The organism is Streptomyces colonosanans (assembly GCF_001866645.1).
GTDB classification, from domain to species: Bacteria; Actinomycetota; Actinomycetes; order Streptomycetales; family Streptomycetaceae; genus Streptomyces; species Streptomyces colonosanans.
This window is the reverse complement of the sequence record NZ_MLYP01000032.1, coordinates 81,486-94,233: the sequence shown is the minus strand read 5'-3', so window position 1 is coordinate 94,233 and position 12,748 is coordinate 81,486. Positions and strand designations below refer to the sequence as shown.

Genomic DNA, 12,748 nt, shown 5'->3' with positions numbered 1-12,748 from the left:
GACGCACGCCGCGACTTCCACCACCAGCTCTCCACCCGGCTGATCTGCGAGAACCAAGCGGTCGCCGTGGAGGACCTGGCGGTGGGCGGTCTGGCGCGCACCCGGCTGGCCAAGAGCGTCCACGACGCGGGCTGGTCCCAGTTCGTGAACATGTTGGAGTACAAGGCGAAGCGGTACGGGCGGACCTTCGTAAAGGTCGGACGGTTCGAGCCCACCAGCCAGGTGTGCTCCATCTGCGGCCACCGCGACGGCCCCAAACCCCTGCACGTGCGGGAATGGACCTGCACCGCCTGCGGCACGGTCCACGACCGGGACCACAACGCCGCGAAGAACGTGAAATCGGCCGCCGGACTGGCGGTGACAGCCTGCGGAGCGCCGGTAAGACCAGAACCCGTTCTGGCACAGCGTGAAGAAACAGGAAGCCAGGGAATCCCACACGGAAACTGTGCCGCGTAGCGGCACAGCAACCCGTGGGACGGCCAGAATCCTCGGGCTTCAGCCCGAGGAGCATGTCAATGCCGATCGCCAGCGACTTGGGCATCCAGATCGGCCAGACCGCGGCCCTGGTGGCCGCCCTTTACCTGGCGAGCACCATCGCCCAGCCCACCGCGGGCAAGGCCGCCGAGGTGTTCGGGCCCCGTCGCGTCTTCATATCCGGCATCGCCATGGTCGCCCTCGGCACCGTCTTCGGCGGCTTCGGGCAGAGCCTGTGGATGCTGATCCTGAGCCGGGTCGTGATCGGATTGGGCACCTCGTGCGCGTACCCGACCGCAATGTTGATCATCCAACGCCGCGCGCGGGATGCCGGAATGGCCAAGGCGCCGGGCGGCGTCCTCGGCGGACTCATGATCGCCGGGATCGCCACCGCCTCGCTCGGCCTTCCCCTCGGCGGCGTCCTGGTGAACGCCCTGACCTGGAGAGCTGTCTTCTTCGTCAACGTGCCCGTAGCCGTCATTGCGTTCATCGCCGCGGTCGCCTGGATCGAACCCGACCCAAGGCGTGCCCAACGGATGAGCGCGCATCAGATCGCGTCGAAGCTCGATGTGCTCGGCATCCTCGGCTTCGTCGGAGCCATGCTGACGCTGCTGATCTTCCTGTTCGGCCTTCCCACCGCGCACTGGTGGGTCCTCGGACTGTCCGCGGCTTTCTGGGCCGTGCTGGTGCTGTGGGAGCTGCGCGCCAACACCCCCTTCCTCGACGTGCGGCTCCTGGCCGCCAACCCCGGACTCGCCAACACCTACCTGCGCTTCGGCCTGACCCAGTTGTGTGTATACGTCGTCCTGTATGGCGTCACCCAGTGGATCGAAAGCGTCCGCGGCTTCAGCGAGTCCGCCGCCGGACTGCTCCTACTGCCCATGACCCTGGTCTCGGGTCTCATCATCACGCCGCTCTCCCGGCGCAGCCTCGTCCGGGGACCGGTCATCGCAGCCGCTGCCACCTGCCTGCTCGGATCGGTCGGCGTCCTGCTGCTCGGCTCCACAGTCTGGATCGGCACCGTAGTCATCCTGACCCTCATGTTCGGTCTCGCCATCGGCTTCTCAACCGCCGGCAACCAGACCGCACTCACCCAGCATGCGCCCGCTGATCAGCTGGGCACCGCGTCCGGGCTGCTGCGCACCTTCGGGTACGCCGGCTCCATCGGCGCCAGCGCCGCCACCGGCCTGGTCTTCCATCACAACGTCACCAATCACGGCGTCCACCAGATCGCCTGGATCATGACGGCCGTCAGCCTCGTTCTGGCGGCACTCACACTCGCCGACCGCACCCTGCGGCCCGCCCGGCGCTGACCGCTCAACACCACCAATTGATCAAGGAGATACACATGCCCATCACCACGATCGACCCCAACACGGCCCTCATCGTCGTCGATCTCCAGTCCGCCGCCACCGAAATGCCGACGGTTCACCCGTTCGACGCTGTCCTGGCCAACGCGGTCAAGCTCGCCGACGCCTTCCGCGCCAAGCAGCTCCCCGTCGTACTCGTCAACGTCGCCGGCGGGGCCCCGGGCCGCACCGAGCACGACTTCGGGGCCTCGGACCTCCCCGACGGCTGGACGGACCTCCTCCCGGAACTTAACCGGCAGCCCGGCGACAAGACAGTCACCAAGTACACCTGGGGCGCGTTCCACAACACCGACCTGGCAGAACACCTCCAGGAACTCGGCGTCACCCAAGTCGTCGTCTGCGGACTCTCCACGGCCATCGGTGTCGAGTCCACCGCCCGACAGGCCCACGAGCACGGCTTCCACGTGGCGCTGCCCATCGATGCCATGACCGACCTCGACGCCGCTGCGCACGAGAACTCGGCCACGTTGATCTTCCCTCGCCTCGGAGAGACAGGGACCACCGCCGAGGTCCTCGCCCGCATCGGCGCCTGACCCCGCTCTTCTGGAGGCATATCCAGCCCTATGGTGAGGTCCGGCTGAACATGGGCAGCCACCTCCAGCTCGCGGTCCCCGCCCCCACCGATCCCGAATCGGAGCCGGCCGCGGCCTGAACACCAGCACACACCACTCGGCCCCTCGCCACATCGATGGCGGGGGGTGTCTGAAAGATGGCTCTTACAAGATTTTCGTATGGGGGACAACCTGACCGGTGGCGCCGGCGCCGGGAGTGACGACGAGGTCATCCTGGTGGACCTCGATCGGGTCCCCGGCCACGTCGACCAGGTCGCCTTCACGGTCAACTCGTTCACCGGACAGGCCTTACCGAGGTGCAGAACGCCTTCTGCCGCCTGGTCGACGAGAAGACCGGCCAGGAACTCGCGCGCTACACCCTCAGCGGCGGTGGCGCGTACACGGCACAGCATGGCGAAGCTCTACCGAAACGGCGGCGGTTGGCAGTTGAAAGCCATCGGTGAGCCAGCCGATGGTCAGACCTTCCAGGCCCTGCTGCCGGCCATCGCTGCCCACCTGTGACCGACGGGGCTGACAGACGGCTCAGTCGCGGGAGTCGCCGAACAGGATGCGGTGGCCGACGAGCAGCGCCAAGGAGCCGCCGATCAGCGTGCTCCAGGTGTAGGAGTCGAAGAAGTGCTTCTCTTTCGGGCGGTCGCGGCAGTGGGCGGAGAGCCGACCGATGAAGGCGTTTGCGACGCCGATGAGGGCGGCGCCGATCAGACCGCCCGGGGCGCGGCCGGGGAGCAGCATCTTGGCGATGCCTCCGGCGAGCACGCTGAGGATGGTCTGTCCGACGATGTCCCGTTGATGTTCTCGCTTGCTTAAGGCATTGCGCAATCGGGGAACTGGGAGAGGTGGGGGTCGCGTTGATCACGATGGACGCGAGAGGCGGAAACAGCTCCGGAGGATGTGCATGAGTGTGCCCCTGACCAAGGGTGGCAACGTGTCGCTTGGCAAGCAGGCCCCCGGCCTGACTGCGGTGACGGTCGGGCTGGGCTGGCAGGTGAACACCGGCTACGGCCTGGACGCCAGTGCGTTGCTGTGCGATCAGTCGGGGAAGGTGCTGTCCGACGAGTACTTCGTTTTCTTCAACAACCCGACCAGCCCCGACGGCTCGGTCCGCCACTCCGGCAGCGGTGGCCCGGTCGGTGGAGACGATCAGCAGATCCACGTCGACCTCACTCGGGTCCCCGACCGCGTTGAGAAGATCGTCTTTCCGGTGTCGCTGTACGAGGGTGCCTCCCGCGGCCAGACCTTCGGTCAGGTGCACCGAGCGCACATCCGTGTCCTCGACCAGGAGGGCGGCACCGAGCTGGCCCGCTATGCCCTCGCGACGGGTGGTCTGTCGGACGAGACCGCCCTGGTCTTCGGTGAGTTGTACCGGCACGGCGGGGACTGGAAGTTCCGCGCGGTGGGCCAGGGCTACGCCTCAGGTCTTGCGGGCATCGCGACCGACTACGGCGTGAACGTCCATGGGGAGGAGACGCCGACCTCAACCCCAAGCCCAGCCACAGTCACCTCACCGCAAGTGAGCGCCGATACATACGCGCCTTCCGTTCCGGTACCGCCGACTGTCGCCCCGTCACCGGCCCCGATATTCGCCACATCACAGCAACCCCCAGGGAGTTCCTCCGTGACCTGCTTCTTCGACCCCAACCACGGCCCCGGTATGACGACCGTGACGTGGTCCCCGCAGTGGGGTGTCCCGCGGCCGGTCCAGGCGTGCGGCAGCTGCGCACAGCGCGTACAGACCACGGCGCCGCCGTTCTACACCCCGCCCCAGCAGGGGTACCCGCAGCCCGCGCCGCAGGGTTACCCGCAGCAGGGCGGCTACGGGCAGCCGTACGCAGACCACCACGACCACCAGCAGGGCGGCGGTCGCCGCTTCGGCGCTGGCGCGCTCATCGGTGCCGGTGCGGCCGGTCTCGTCGGTGGCGCGCTGTTGAACGAGGCGTTCGACGATGACGAACCCGAGGTCGTCGTCAACAACTACTACGAGGACTGACCCCCTCGACCCCTGTCGACCCATTGTGTCCGGCCGCCGGTGAAGGGGGCCGGGCGACCCCTGCGGCGCTACGGCTGCCACGGTCACAGCCGTGACGGAGAGCACCGGTGGCTTCGAAGACCCGCCGGCCGAGGTGCAGGCGGAGGCCGCCGCGGCGTTCGGGCTGCTTGCCTCGTCGGTCCGGCTGCACCTGATGGCCGGCGTGGTCGAGGAGCATCCGCATACCAGCGATAATCGACGCCTCCTGAACCAGGACGGCGTCGTCAGCGACCAGCAGGAGGTCGTCCAGGACGGCCGGGATGGGACACCGGCCGGCGACGCCGTCAGCGATGGTGTTGGTCGAGTCGGTGGTGACGACACGCCGCTGGCGCCACGAGTGTGTCATCGCCGGTGCGCCCAGCGGCTGGATACAGATCACCTCGGCTTCGGGCGCCATAGCCTTCACCACATGACCCACACCGGTGGCCAGTGCCCTGCGCGCCGTCGCCGACGGCCAGGACGGGGGCGCGCATGCCGCGCCGGGCGGCATCCCGCAGCAGGTCGGCCCAGGTCCGCACCTTCACCGCCCGCCACCTGCACGGCCCCGGCGGGGTACTGGTCGTCGACGAGACCGGCGACCTGAAGAAGGACACCTGAATCAAACCGGCGACCGGTGCACCAAGGCAGCCGTTACAGCTGGAGGATCGAGATCTCCAGCTCCGGATCGAATCCGGAGTCCGCAGCGACCCGGCGAGCGAACTCACGAACACCCTCCAGTTGGCGTTCACCAAAGGAGAAGTCCAGAGCCTCGGTGTAGTAGCGGCGCAAGGTCTCCTCGTCGAACGCCTCCCACCGGGCGGCGTGCTCGCAGACCTTGTCGACCTCGGCCATCGAGAGGTCCCGGGACTCCAGGAAGGCCTGGTGTACCTCGCGCACGATGCGTGGGTTCTGCTCCAAGTAGTCCTTGCGGGCGGCCCAGGCCGCGAAAACGAACGGCAGACCAGTCCACGCCTTCCACATCTCGCCCAGGTCATACACCCGCAGGCCCAGCTCCTCCGCCTGATGAAGGTAGGCGCGCAGCGCGGCGTCGCCGATCACAACCGCGGCGTCCGCGTCCTGCATCATCACCGGCAGGTCCGGCGGGCAGGTGGAGTACTCCGGGCGGACCCCTTCCCGTTCCTCCAACAGAAGTCGAGCCAGGCGTACCGACGAGCGCGAGGTGGAACCCAAGGCGACCCGGCGCCCGTCCAACTCGCCCAGCGGGACCTGGCTGACGATCAGGCAGGAGGTCACCGGACCATCGCTGCCCACCGCGATGTCCGGCAGCAGCACCAAGTCGTCGGCGTGTTTGAGGTACTCCATGCAGGCGATTGGACCGATGTCCAGGGCCCCGTCGACCAGCAGGTTGCTCAGCCGGTCCGGGGTGTCCTTGGTCAGCTCCAGGCCGAGCAAGCTGCCGGTGCGGGCCAGGCCCCAGTAAATCGGCAGACAGTTGAGGAACTGGATGTGCCCGACCCGGGGACGCTTCACCGGTACATGCGGGACGCGAGCTACGCGAGAAATATCCACTTCCGCAGGCTAGTACTTCAGTCCGAGAACAGGATGTGACGTCTGATCAGCCCCGGTTGCGGCACACGAGCAGCCACCGGTGATCATCGCATGTTGTGTCGGCATACAGCGATCGCCCGGTGGCGGCGAGCCACGCCCTACCCACGGCGACCTGGATGGAGCTGTGCTGTTCCACCAACTCACCGCCTCCCTCGCCGGTGCGCAAAGAGACGACGGTCCTCGACCGGCCGCCCTATGTGGAACGTCCACGCGGCCGCTGCCTGCCGCATCGTGGCTACCGCTTCGGCGGTGGCCGGCCAACGGTGTGGCTCCCTCGTACCTCCCGGTGACAGGGACTCCTATCGGTGTACCGGCCACGTTGAACGACCACGGGGCGGAACAAGGCGGTCGATTTTCGCCGTCCTGTTCCGCCCCTACCCGGCTGCCTGGCTCAGCGTCGGTCTGTGGCTCGCGGGTGCCCCCTACCGGCGAAGGTGATCCAGCAAGTCTCCCGGACGGTGTCGAGGAGATACCAGATGCGGCCGCCGCCGGTCACCTCGATCTGCCACTGTTCGCAGGTCTGCCCGCGGTGGGTGCCATGCGCCAGACCGCCCTTGAGGCGGTGGTGCCGGGGTGTCTCGGTGGCGGGTCCGGGGGTGGTGCGCATGGTGATCCAGGCGCGGTAGGTGTTCTCGCGGGCTTGCTGGGTGAGGCTCTCCCAGCCCTTGGCCGAGGCCGCGTCAGCGAAGCGGACTTCCCAGTGGTCGTCCGGAGCCGGGGGCGCGGCGCGGTCGCCGCGGCCCGCGGTCATGCCACATCCCGCGGGTCTGGTACCGGGCCGTAGTCTTCGCCGTGATCCCTGGTCAGCGCGGCCAGCAGCTCGGGGTCGGAGTAGACCTCAGCGGTGTGCTGCCAGGCGATGAGCAACTGGGCGACGGACGCGCTGTTGCCGAGCGAGTCGGCGGCACGCATGGTGTCGACCAGTTCGACGGCGAAGGCGTGGAGATCAGGCTCGGGCAGGAAACGGACCCACGGGAATGCGTCCGGCAGTATGTCGAGCAGCAGTTCCATGCTGCCGGGCTCCCGGCGCGCCATCGCGACCAGCATCCGGGTTGCTGCCGACACCACCGTCTGGTCCTGCTCGGCCCGCGCCGCGGTGGTGAGAACCAGATCCTCGCCGTCTCTGCGGTGCAGGAGCAGTCTTGGCGATTCCTGGAGCCGGGCAAGCGTCTGCTTGTTCTTGTTCACCAGTTCGGAGAAGTTCACGGCTGCGTTCTCGGTACCCATAACTTTGAAACTACTTCGAAATTCGTCCTGGCGCCATCACCCGGAAGAGGGGCACAGAACGCTGGACCGATCACCCTCGCGAACGGTAGGTCGCAGGCAGCCGGTCTCGGTTCCCCTCGCCGCTGGGGAGCGATCTCCGACGGCGCGGGGCTCCCCGCTCAAGGACCGGCACATCAACTTCCTGGGCCGCTACTCGACGGCTACGCGGTGCCCTCGATCTCGGCCCGTAGCTGGGCGGCGAGGGCGCGGGCCCCCTCAGCCTGGACCGCTGCTTCGGGGGCGTTGCCGGCGTTGGCGTGGCTGAGCCAGGTCTCGCCGGCCCGCTCGACCACCTCGGTGGACAGGATCTGCGGCAGCTTCTGGTGGCCGGTCGGCCGGTGCCTGTTCGCGCTGCGCCGAGGCGAGCGAACCGCGCGGGCGGGCTACGCCCGCCGGCATGGGGCGGCGGGTCGGATGCGAACTGGCGACGGTAGCCGGAGGCACCTGGAGCCGATACGCCTCCGGAGACCACCTACGGTCACCATCTGGATGGGTCCGGCCTGGAACGCTCGGCAGTTGAATACGCGAATTCACCAGCACATTCCCCCAGGAGGCCAGTCCACCCAACCGTTTCACGACCACCGCCCCACCATGTGACACACACTGTCCATATGACAGATGACGCTACCGGCCAGCTCCTCGACCGCTTCGTCAGCGCCGTCCGGCCAGTCTTGCCTCTGGTCTCGGTGTGGGCACACGGGTCACTCGCCGCAGGTGACTACCAGCCGGGCCGCAGCGACCTCGACCTGATCGCCATCCTCGACCGACCGTGCACGGCACTGGAGGAACAACGGCTCGGGGAAGTACACGAGAGCCTGGGGAGCGCCGTCCCCCTCGCGTCGAAGCTGCATTGCAGCTATCCCATAGCCACGGAGCTGGCTGATCCTGCACGCTCGCACCTCACCTGGGCCCACAAGGAACTCATGCGCCGGGCAGTCACACCGGTGACCAGGCGTGAGCTGCACGACTTCGGACTCGTCCTATACGGCCTGGCTCGCTGGCTGCCGACGTCTCCACCGACGCTACGAGCGCAAAGCCGACCACTTCCTCGTCTTCACCAGCATCGCCTGCACCCTCATCTGCTACCGCAGGCTCATGGCCCACCGGGAGCCGAAAGGCTCAGGCGTTGGCCGCGCCATAGTGCAGGGCGTCGCCTTGTGGAATCAGGTATCCGATGTCGCGTGTCTGCGGCAACTGCCCTGCCAGCGTCGATGCGTCGGTGCAACCAGAGACCTCGAAGCCGATCACCCCCAGGCTGAAGGAGGCGCTCTTGAATGTCTCGGTCCCGATGGCAGCCAGCCAGTCGTCCATCACGTTGGACCTGAAGAACGGCTGACCGTCCCAGTACGCAAGTCCCGCGTGGTCCAGCGCGCCCACGGGGACGTAAAAGTCCAGCCAGTCACCGCTTTCATCACCGCCCCGGATCGCCACGCAACCGCACTACCACCGCTGGCTCGACCGGCCGGTGACCGACGCCGAGTTCGAGGAGGCCGCTCGCGCACAACGCATTGTTCGACGCCCATCGTGAGGACCCGGAGTTCGGCTACCGTTTTCTGGCCGATGAAGCACGCAACTCGGGGTCGGTCATGGCCGACCGGACCGCGTGGCGGATCTGCCGGGACAACCGCTGCTGGAGCGTCTATGCATGTCGGTCTTGGCTGCGCTGCCTGCCGGGTGGAGAGAACTCACGAGCAGTCGAACCGGCGGGCGTACGGCATGGCAGGGCAGCCTGTGCGGACGAGGAGGTACACGCCGCCCCATCACGGAGCATCGGTCCGGGCCTGTTGGATCCGAAGAATCTCCTCGTACGGCAGGCCGAAGCCCGAGCCGTTCTCCGGTGCGTCCTGGACGGGCAGCGATGTCCGCCACGACTGGCCGTCGACCTCCCTGCTGTCGATGGTGAGCAGTTGTTCCATCCGTTCCCGCGCAATGGGCGTAGTCTGGCCGGCCCCGTGGCCTTCACCCGGCTGCGCCCAGCGGCAGTGCTCTGACCTGCGGGAAGTAACGGTTCGCGGTCCCCGTGCCAATTGGTAGGTGACAGACTGCAGATCCGCACTGGAGGTCCCGCGTGCAGATACCCACGCTCGAGCCCGAACGGAGCCGAACTCCGTTCGGCGAGGTATATGAGGCGCACTTCGATGCCATCCTCGGCTTCGTCACCCGCAGAACCGCCGACCGGCACTTGGCCGCCGACCTTACCGCCGACGTCTTCGTGGCCGCGCTGGAGGCCTTCGAGGGCTACGACTTCAGGCGCGGTACGCATCTGGTGTGGCTCTACGGGATAGCCCGCAACACGGTGGCCTCTCATGCCCGCAATGCGGCCCGTGAGCGGGAGGCGGTGGCCGCGTTGAGCGGTCGCCGACTGCTGGACGAGCAGGACGTGCAGCGCTTCGAAGAGCGCATCGACGCCGAGCGGGAGGCCAGGGACCTGCTCGCCCGGCACGCTGTGCTGTCCGAGCCGCTGCGCGCGGTGATCGACCTGGTCGCTGTTGACGGCCTGACCACGAAGGAGGCCGCGAAGGTGCTCCGGATCTCCCAGGCGACCGCCCGTGTCCGTCTGCACCGTGCCCGTGCCGCGTTGCGTGCCGGGCGTACCACCCCGTCTGGCACTTTCAACACCCCACTTGCGGAGGTCACCCGATGAACACTCCGGTCGGATTCAAGCAGCGACTTGGTGCGGAACTGGCCCTCCTGGAAAGGGCGCGGGCCGAGCGGGCCGCCGAGGAGACGTCCGGGCATGACATGCCGGTGGCCGCCCGCCGGGTCTTCGCGCGGCCTGGCGTACGGCGGACCGCATTCGTGGGCCTGGCCGCGGGCACGGTTGCCGCCATCATCGTCGCCACCTCAGGTGGACAGGGAGCGCAGACCCAACCGGTGCACGCCATGACGGTTGCCCAGGTCCTGGACGCCGCTGCGGTCAACGCCGCGAAGGGCCCGGACAAAGAGCCCGGTCTCCACCAGTGGGTGTACACCGACAATGTGGTCTGCACGGACGACTGCGGGCACAGGCCTTCCTGGGAACGGTACGACGGGGTCAAGCGCGCATCTCTCAGTAAGACATCAGGCAACCGCAACGTCGTCTTCGTGACCGACAATCACCCCCAGGGGCCGGGAAAGGTCGGGGACCAGCCACGGGAGACCCGCGAGGTCTTGTCCCGGCTGCCCACCGACCCCCGCAAGCTCCTCGCGCGGGTGAGTACTGACCCCTTCTTCGCCACCCCAGGAGATCCACGCTCGGCCAGCATGTACTACCTGGGGGGGCTCCACAACTTCTCAGCAGATCCGCCCCTGGCCGTCACCCCCGAAGCGCAGTTCACCAGGATCCTCAACGTTCTGCAGACCGCATCGACCATCCCCCCCCAGATCAACGCTGCGCTTTACCGCGCGCTGGCGCTGATACCCGGAACCAAGCTGGTCAGCGCACCGATGCGAGACGCGGCCGGCCGGTCGGGGATCACCATCGCGTTTGATTTCCAAGACCAGTTCCGATCGCACGGGTACCTCTTCCTGGACCCGAGTACTTACGCTTACCGCGGCTACCGCCTCGACCGGCACGGAGACAGCAGCTTCTCCAGCTCCTTCGCCCGCGTGGCGACCGGCATCGTCGACCATCCCGGCCAGGTGCCCGGCGGCCCCGCCCCGGACTCCTCGAGCGTCGTGGTGGTTCATCCTCCGAAAACGCGCTGAAACGCGGCGCACGAGGGCCGGGCCCGGGCCCCCATCAGGGAGAGCCGGGCCCGGCCCTGTGTGGCGTGCCAGGTCCTGCCAGCGCATGCGGACCGCGTCGAGTTCCGCGTGCCGTTCGGGGGTGAGGTCGTCGGCGTGGGGGCGGGCGTTGTCCACGAACATGCCCAGCTTGCAGGGTACGCCGTCGACGTCTTCGACGTGCTTCCTGGGCACTTGGAGGTGCCTGTCGGCGTACGACGTCAGCTCGCCTCCTCGACCTGGTGAACACCATGACCCCAAACTCGTCGCTGCCGCCTTCGGCATGGATCCGCAAGCCACCCTGATCTACCTCGCGGACCGCGTCGACGAGAACCGCATGGCAGGCGGTGAGGAGCGGGGCATCCACCGTCACTGAAGCCGCAGGACACCAGGGGCGCGACCCTCGAAGATCTCGATCAACCAGTCGAAGACGGTTGTTCCGCGCTCTTCACGCGCCGCGGCCAAATCGGCACTGGTCGCTGGGCGGTTCGTGGGGTGGCAGCGCCACAGGAGGATCTCCGACTGCCGAGCAGTCTCTGGGCAGCTCAGATGCTCGCGAGACACCTGATGGTCCCGCCACTCGACCACGTAGTCATCGTCATCGGGCGCCCGAAGCCGCCACTGAGGCAGTCGGCGAAAGCGTCGAGATTTCTGCCCAAGTAGCCACCGGGGCGGTTGATCGATGGCGGAGTGCGACGACCGAGCCCGCCGCCGCTCGGAACGGTCGACGTCTAGGGTTGCCGGTGGCGGTCGGATCGGGGGGAGCGGGGCGTTGGACGAGTCGGCGGGTGTGGACAGCGAGGTGCTCGCCGCTGTGCGAGCGGCGGACGGGGCGGCGTTCGCCGGGCTTGCCGAGCGGCATCGGCGGGAGTTGCGGGTGCACTGCTACCGGATGGTGGGCTCGTTCGACGACGCCGAGGACCTGGTACAGGAGGCGTTGCTGCGGGCGTGGCGCTATCGCGGGAGTTTCCAGGGCCGCTCCGCATTTCGGGCGTGGTTGTACCGGATCGCGACGAACGTGTGCCTGGACTTCCTCGAGCGGCACCCGCGGCAGCCGACACCGGGGGAGTCCGGCCGACCGGCGGAGGTGGGGTGGCTGCAGCCGTTCCCGGACGGGTTGCTGGAGCCGGTGGCCGCTCGGGAGGCGGAGCCGGAGGCCGTGGTCGTCGCCACGGAGACCATCGAGCTGGCATGCGTGGTGGCGATCCAGCATCTGCCGCCTCGCCAGCGGGCCGTGCTGATTCTGCGGGACATGCTCGGCTGGCCGGCGGCGGAAACCGCCGCGCTACTGGGGATGAGCGTGGCCGCGGTGAAAAGCGCGTTGCAGCGCGCACGCCCGGTGCTGCGAGAGCACCTGCCGGAACGCCGCGCTGGGCGGGTTGCGGCCACGCCCCTTGCAGGCCGGGAGCGGGAGCTGCTGCGGCGTTTCGTGAGGGCCCACGAGCGGGCCGACACCGCGGCGTTGGCGGAACTCCTGAGCGAGGATGTGCGGCTGTCCATGCCGCCGTTGCCGTACTGCTTCACCGGCCGGGCCAAGGTCGTCGCCTTCGTCCAGAACGCACTGGGATCGGGGTCGCCCTTGCACCGGGGGCAGTGGCGGGGTGTGCCGGCGGCAGCGAACCGGCAGCCGGCCATGGCCGGCTACATCCGGCTGCCGGGAGAGGCGGCCTACCAGCCGCAGGTGCTCAACGTGCTGCGCATCGAGGATGGGGAGATCACCGAGATCGTCGCGTTCGAGCCCCGTGTCTTCGGCGCGTTCGGCCTGCCGGCAACCCTGCCCTGATGGC

18 protein-coding genes and 4 pseudogenes are annotated in these 12,748 nt (G+C 68.1%); 13 read left to right on the top strand and 9 right to left on the bottom strand.

The window, feature by feature from the left end; all coding sequences use genetic code 11:
- The 4 genes from BIV24_RS12405 to BIV24_RS12390 form a co-directional block, all read left to right on the top strand.
- On the top strand, positions 1-456 hold a 456-nt coding region (locus BIV24_RS12405), incomplete at its 5' end, for an RNA-guided endonuclease TnpB family protein (protein ID WP_107459382.1).
- A gap of 59 nt (positions 457-515) precedes the next feature.
- Positions 516-1,787 (top strand): MFS transporter, encoded by a 1,272-nt coding sequence (locus BIV24_RS12400; RefSeq protein ID WP_071366295.1) that lies wholly within the window; start codon positions 516-518, stop codon positions 1,785-1,787.
- A gap of 35 nt (positions 1,788-1,822) precedes the next feature.
- On the top strand, positions 1,823-2,377 hold the full coding sequence (locus BIV24_RS12395; protein WP_071366294.1) for an isochorismatase family protein: 555 nt from the start codon (positions 1,823-1,825) through the stop codon (positions 2,375-2,377).
- A gap of 198 nt (positions 2,378-2,575) precedes the next feature.
- The gene (locus tag BIV24_RS12390; protein WP_483883271.1) at positions 2,576-2,917 is read left to right on the top strand and encodes a TerD family protein; all 342 of its coding nucleotides are present in this window, start codon (positions 2,576-2,578) and stop codon (positions 2,915-2,917) included.
- A 21-nt stretch (positions 2,918-2,938) separates the two neighbouring features.
- Here BIV24_RS12390 and BIV24_RS12385 read toward each other — a convergent pair whose 3' ends face one another.
- Complete coding sequence (locus BIV24_RS12385) at positions 2,939-3,148, bottom strand: transglycosylase (RefSeq protein ID WP_071366314.1); 210 nt, start codon at positions 3,146-3,148, stop codon at positions 2,939-2,941.
- 163 nt (positions 3,149-3,311) lie between these two features.
- On the opposite strand from BIV24_RS12385, the gene BIV24_RS36020 reads away from it, so the two are divergent.
- Entirely contained in the window at positions 3,312-4,403 is a 1,092-nt protein-coding gene (locus tag BIV24_RS36020; protein WP_071366293.1) for a TerD family protein, read from the top strand.
- A 91-nt stretch (positions 4,404-4,494) separates the two neighbouring features.
- Positions 4,495-4,599: pseudogene (locus BIV24_RS35315) on the top strand (transcriptional regulator); the annotation flags it as partial.
- Here BIV24_RS35315 and BIV24_RS31745 read toward each other — a convergent pair.
- Positions 4,585-4,875 (bottom strand): annotated as a pseudogene (locus tag BIV24_RS31745) (pyridoxal-phosphate dependent enzyme); the annotation flags it as partial. The pseudogenes BIV24_RS35315 and BIV24_RS31745 overlap by 15 nt on opposite strands.
- 38 nt (positions 4,876-4,913) lie before the next feature.
- Between BIV24_RS31745 and BIV24_RS36015 the strand changes: the two are divergent.
- Positions 4,914-5,039, top strand: coding sequence for a hypothetical protein (locus BIV24_RS36015; RefSeq protein ID WP_281247736.1), 126 nt, complete (start codon positions 4,914-4,916; stop codon positions 5,037-5,039).
- 33 nt (positions 5,040-5,072) lie between these two features.
- Here BIV24_RS36015 and BIV24_RS12370 read toward each other — a convergent pair whose 3' ends face one another.
- From BIV24_RS12370 to BIV24_RS36010, 4 genes are all read right to left on the bottom strand, one after another.
- Positions 5,073-5,912 (bottom strand): menaquinone biosynthetic enzyme MqnA/MqnD family protein, encoded by an 840-nt coding sequence (locus BIV24_RS12370; protein WP_245766782.1) that lies wholly within the window; start codon positions 5,910-5,912, stop codon positions 5,073-5,075.
- A 469-nt stretch (positions 5,913-6,381) separates the two neighbouring features.
- Positions 6,382-6,741, bottom strand: coding sequence for a hypothetical protein (locus tag BIV24_RS12365; protein ID WP_071366290.1), 360 nt, complete (start codon positions 6,739-6,741; stop codon positions 6,382-6,384).
- Entirely contained in the window at positions 6,738-7,217 is a 480-nt protein-coding gene (locus BIV24_RS12360) for a hypothetical protein (protein ID WP_071366289.1), read from the bottom strand. Before BIV24_RS12360 ends, BIV24_RS12365 begins: the two co-directional genes overlap by 4 nt.
- 200 nt (positions 7,218-7,417) lie before the next feature.
- Positions 7,418-7,549 (bottom strand): hypothetical protein, encoded by a 132-nt coding sequence (locus BIV24_RS36010; protein WP_281247735.1) that lies wholly within the window; start codon positions 7,547-7,549, stop codon positions 7,418-7,420.
- A 318-nt stretch (positions 7,550-7,867) separates the two neighbouring features.
- Here BIV24_RS36010 and BIV24_RS36210 point away from each other — a divergent pair.
- Positions 7,868-8,008: pseudogene (locus BIV24_RS36210) on the top strand (nucleotidyltransferase); the annotation flags it as partial.
- On the opposite strand, the gene BIV24_RS36205 reads toward BIV24_RS36210, so the two are convergent.
- The gene (locus tag BIV24_RS36205; protein ID WP_342745247.1) at positions 7,958-8,107 is read right to left on the bottom strand and encodes a hypothetical protein; all 150 of its coding nucleotides are present in this window, start codon (positions 8,105-8,107) and stop codon (positions 7,958-7,960) included. The pseudogene BIV24_RS36210 and the gene BIV24_RS36205 sit on opposite strands and share 51 nt — an antisense overlap.
- Before the next feature lie 136 nt (positions 8,108-8,243).
- On the opposite strand from BIV24_RS36205, the pseudogene BIV24_RS33235 reads away from it, so the two are divergent.
- Positions 8,244-8,351, top strand: a pseudogene (locus BIV24_RS33235) (IS5/IS1182 family transposase); the annotation flags it as partial.
- Positions 8,352-8,375: 24 nt separating this feature from the next.
- Here the strand turns inward: BIV24_RS33235 and BIV24_RS12355 are convergent.
- Both BIV24_RS12355 and BIV24_RS34350 read right to left on the bottom strand, forming a co-directional pair.
- Positions 8,376-8,687: a hypothetical protein gene (locus BIV24_RS12355; protein ID WP_245766784.1), complete on the bottom strand. Its 312-nt coding sequence runs from the start codon at positions 8,685-8,687 to the stop codon at positions 8,376-8,378.
- A gap of 329 nt (positions 8,688-9,016) precedes the next feature.
- The gene (locus BIV24_RS34350) at positions 9,017-9,172 is read right to left on the bottom strand and encodes a hypothetical protein (protein ID WP_177198691.1); all 156 of its coding nucleotides are present in this window, start codon (positions 9,170-9,172) and stop codon (positions 9,017-9,019) included.
- A 152-nt stretch (positions 9,173-9,324) separates the two neighbouring features.
- On the opposite strand from BIV24_RS34350, the gene BIV24_RS12350 reads away from it, so the two are divergent.
- The 4 genes from BIV24_RS12350 to BIV24_RS12335 all read left to right on the top strand — a co-directional run bounded on the left by BIV24_RS12350 (position 9,325) and on the right by BIV24_RS12335 (position 12,744).
- Positions 9,325-9,900 (top strand): RNA polymerase sigma factor, encoded by a 576-nt coding sequence (locus tag BIV24_RS12350; protein ID WP_079168216.1) that lies wholly within the window; start codon positions 9,325-9,327, stop codon positions 9,898-9,900.
- Complete coding sequence (locus tag BIV24_RS12345; protein ID WP_071366288.1) at positions 9,897-10,943, top strand: CU044_5270 family protein; 1,047 nt, start codon at positions 9,897-9,899, stop codon at positions 10,941-10,943. The genes BIV24_RS12350 and BIV24_RS12345 overlap by 4 nt, the downstream gene beginning before the upstream one ends.
- Positions 10,944-11,103: 160 nt before the next feature.
- Positions 11,104-11,337, top strand: a complete 234-nt coding sequence (locus BIV24_RS34345; RefSeq protein ID WP_177198698.1) for a hypothetical protein — start codon at positions 11,104-11,106, stop codon at positions 11,335-11,337.
- Positions 11,338-11,733: 396 nt separating this feature from the next.
- A complete protein-coding gene (locus tag BIV24_RS12335; protein ID WP_245766781.1) occupies positions 11,734-12,744 on the top strand; it encodes an RNA polymerase subunit sigma-70 in 1,011 nt (336 codons plus the stop codon).
- The last annotated feature ends 4 nt before the right edge of the window (positions 12,745-12,748 follow it).

Coding starts and splice junctions, on each gene's coding strand:
- BIV24_RS12400 (WP_071366295.1), top strand. CDS start 516: ATGCCGATCGCCAGCGACTTGGGCATCCAGATCGGCCAGACCGCGGCC.
- BIV24_RS12395 (WP_071366294.1), top strand. CDS start 1,823: ATGCCCATCACCACGATCGACCCCAACACGGCCCTCATCGTCGTCGAT.
- BIV24_RS12390 (WP_483883271.1), top strand. CDS start 2,576: ATGGGGGACAACCTGACCGGTGGCGCCGGCGCCGGGAGTGACGACGAG.
- BIV24_RS12385 (WP_071366314.1), bottom strand. CDS start 3,148: ATGCTGCTCCCCGGCCGCGCCCCGGGCGGTCTGATCGGCGCCGCCCTC.
- BIV24_RS36020 (WP_071366293.1), top strand. CDS start 3,312: ATGAGTGTGCCCCTGACCAAGGGTGGCAACGTGTCGCTTGGCAAGCAG.
- BIV24_RS36015 (WP_281247736.1), top strand. CDS start 4,914: ATGCCGCGCCGGGCGGCATCCCGCAGCAGGTCGGCCCAGGTCCGCACC.
- BIV24_RS12365 (WP_071366290.1), bottom strand. CDS start 6,741: ATGACCGCGGGCCGCGGCGACCGCGCCGCGCCCCCGGCTCCGGACGAC.
- BIV24_RS12360 (WP_071366289.1), bottom strand. CDS start 7,217: ATGGGTACCGAGAACGCAGCCGTGAACTTCTCCGAACTGGTGAACAAG.
- BIV24_RS36205 (WP_342745247.1), bottom strand. CDS start 8,107: ATGCAGCTTCGACGCGAGGGGGACGGCGCTCCCCAGGCTCTCGTGTAC.
- BIV24_RS34350 (WP_177198691.1), bottom strand. CDS start 9,172: ATGGAACAACTGCTCACCATCGACAGCAGGGAGGTCGACGGCCAGTCG.
- BIV24_RS12345 (WP_071366288.1), top strand. CDS start 9,897: ATGAACACTCCGGTCGGATTCAAGCAGCGACTTGGTGCGGAACTGGCC.
- BIV24_RS34345 (WP_177198698.1), top strand. CDS start 11,104: ATGCCCAGCTTGCAGGGTACGCCGTCGACGTCTTCGACGTGCTTCCTG.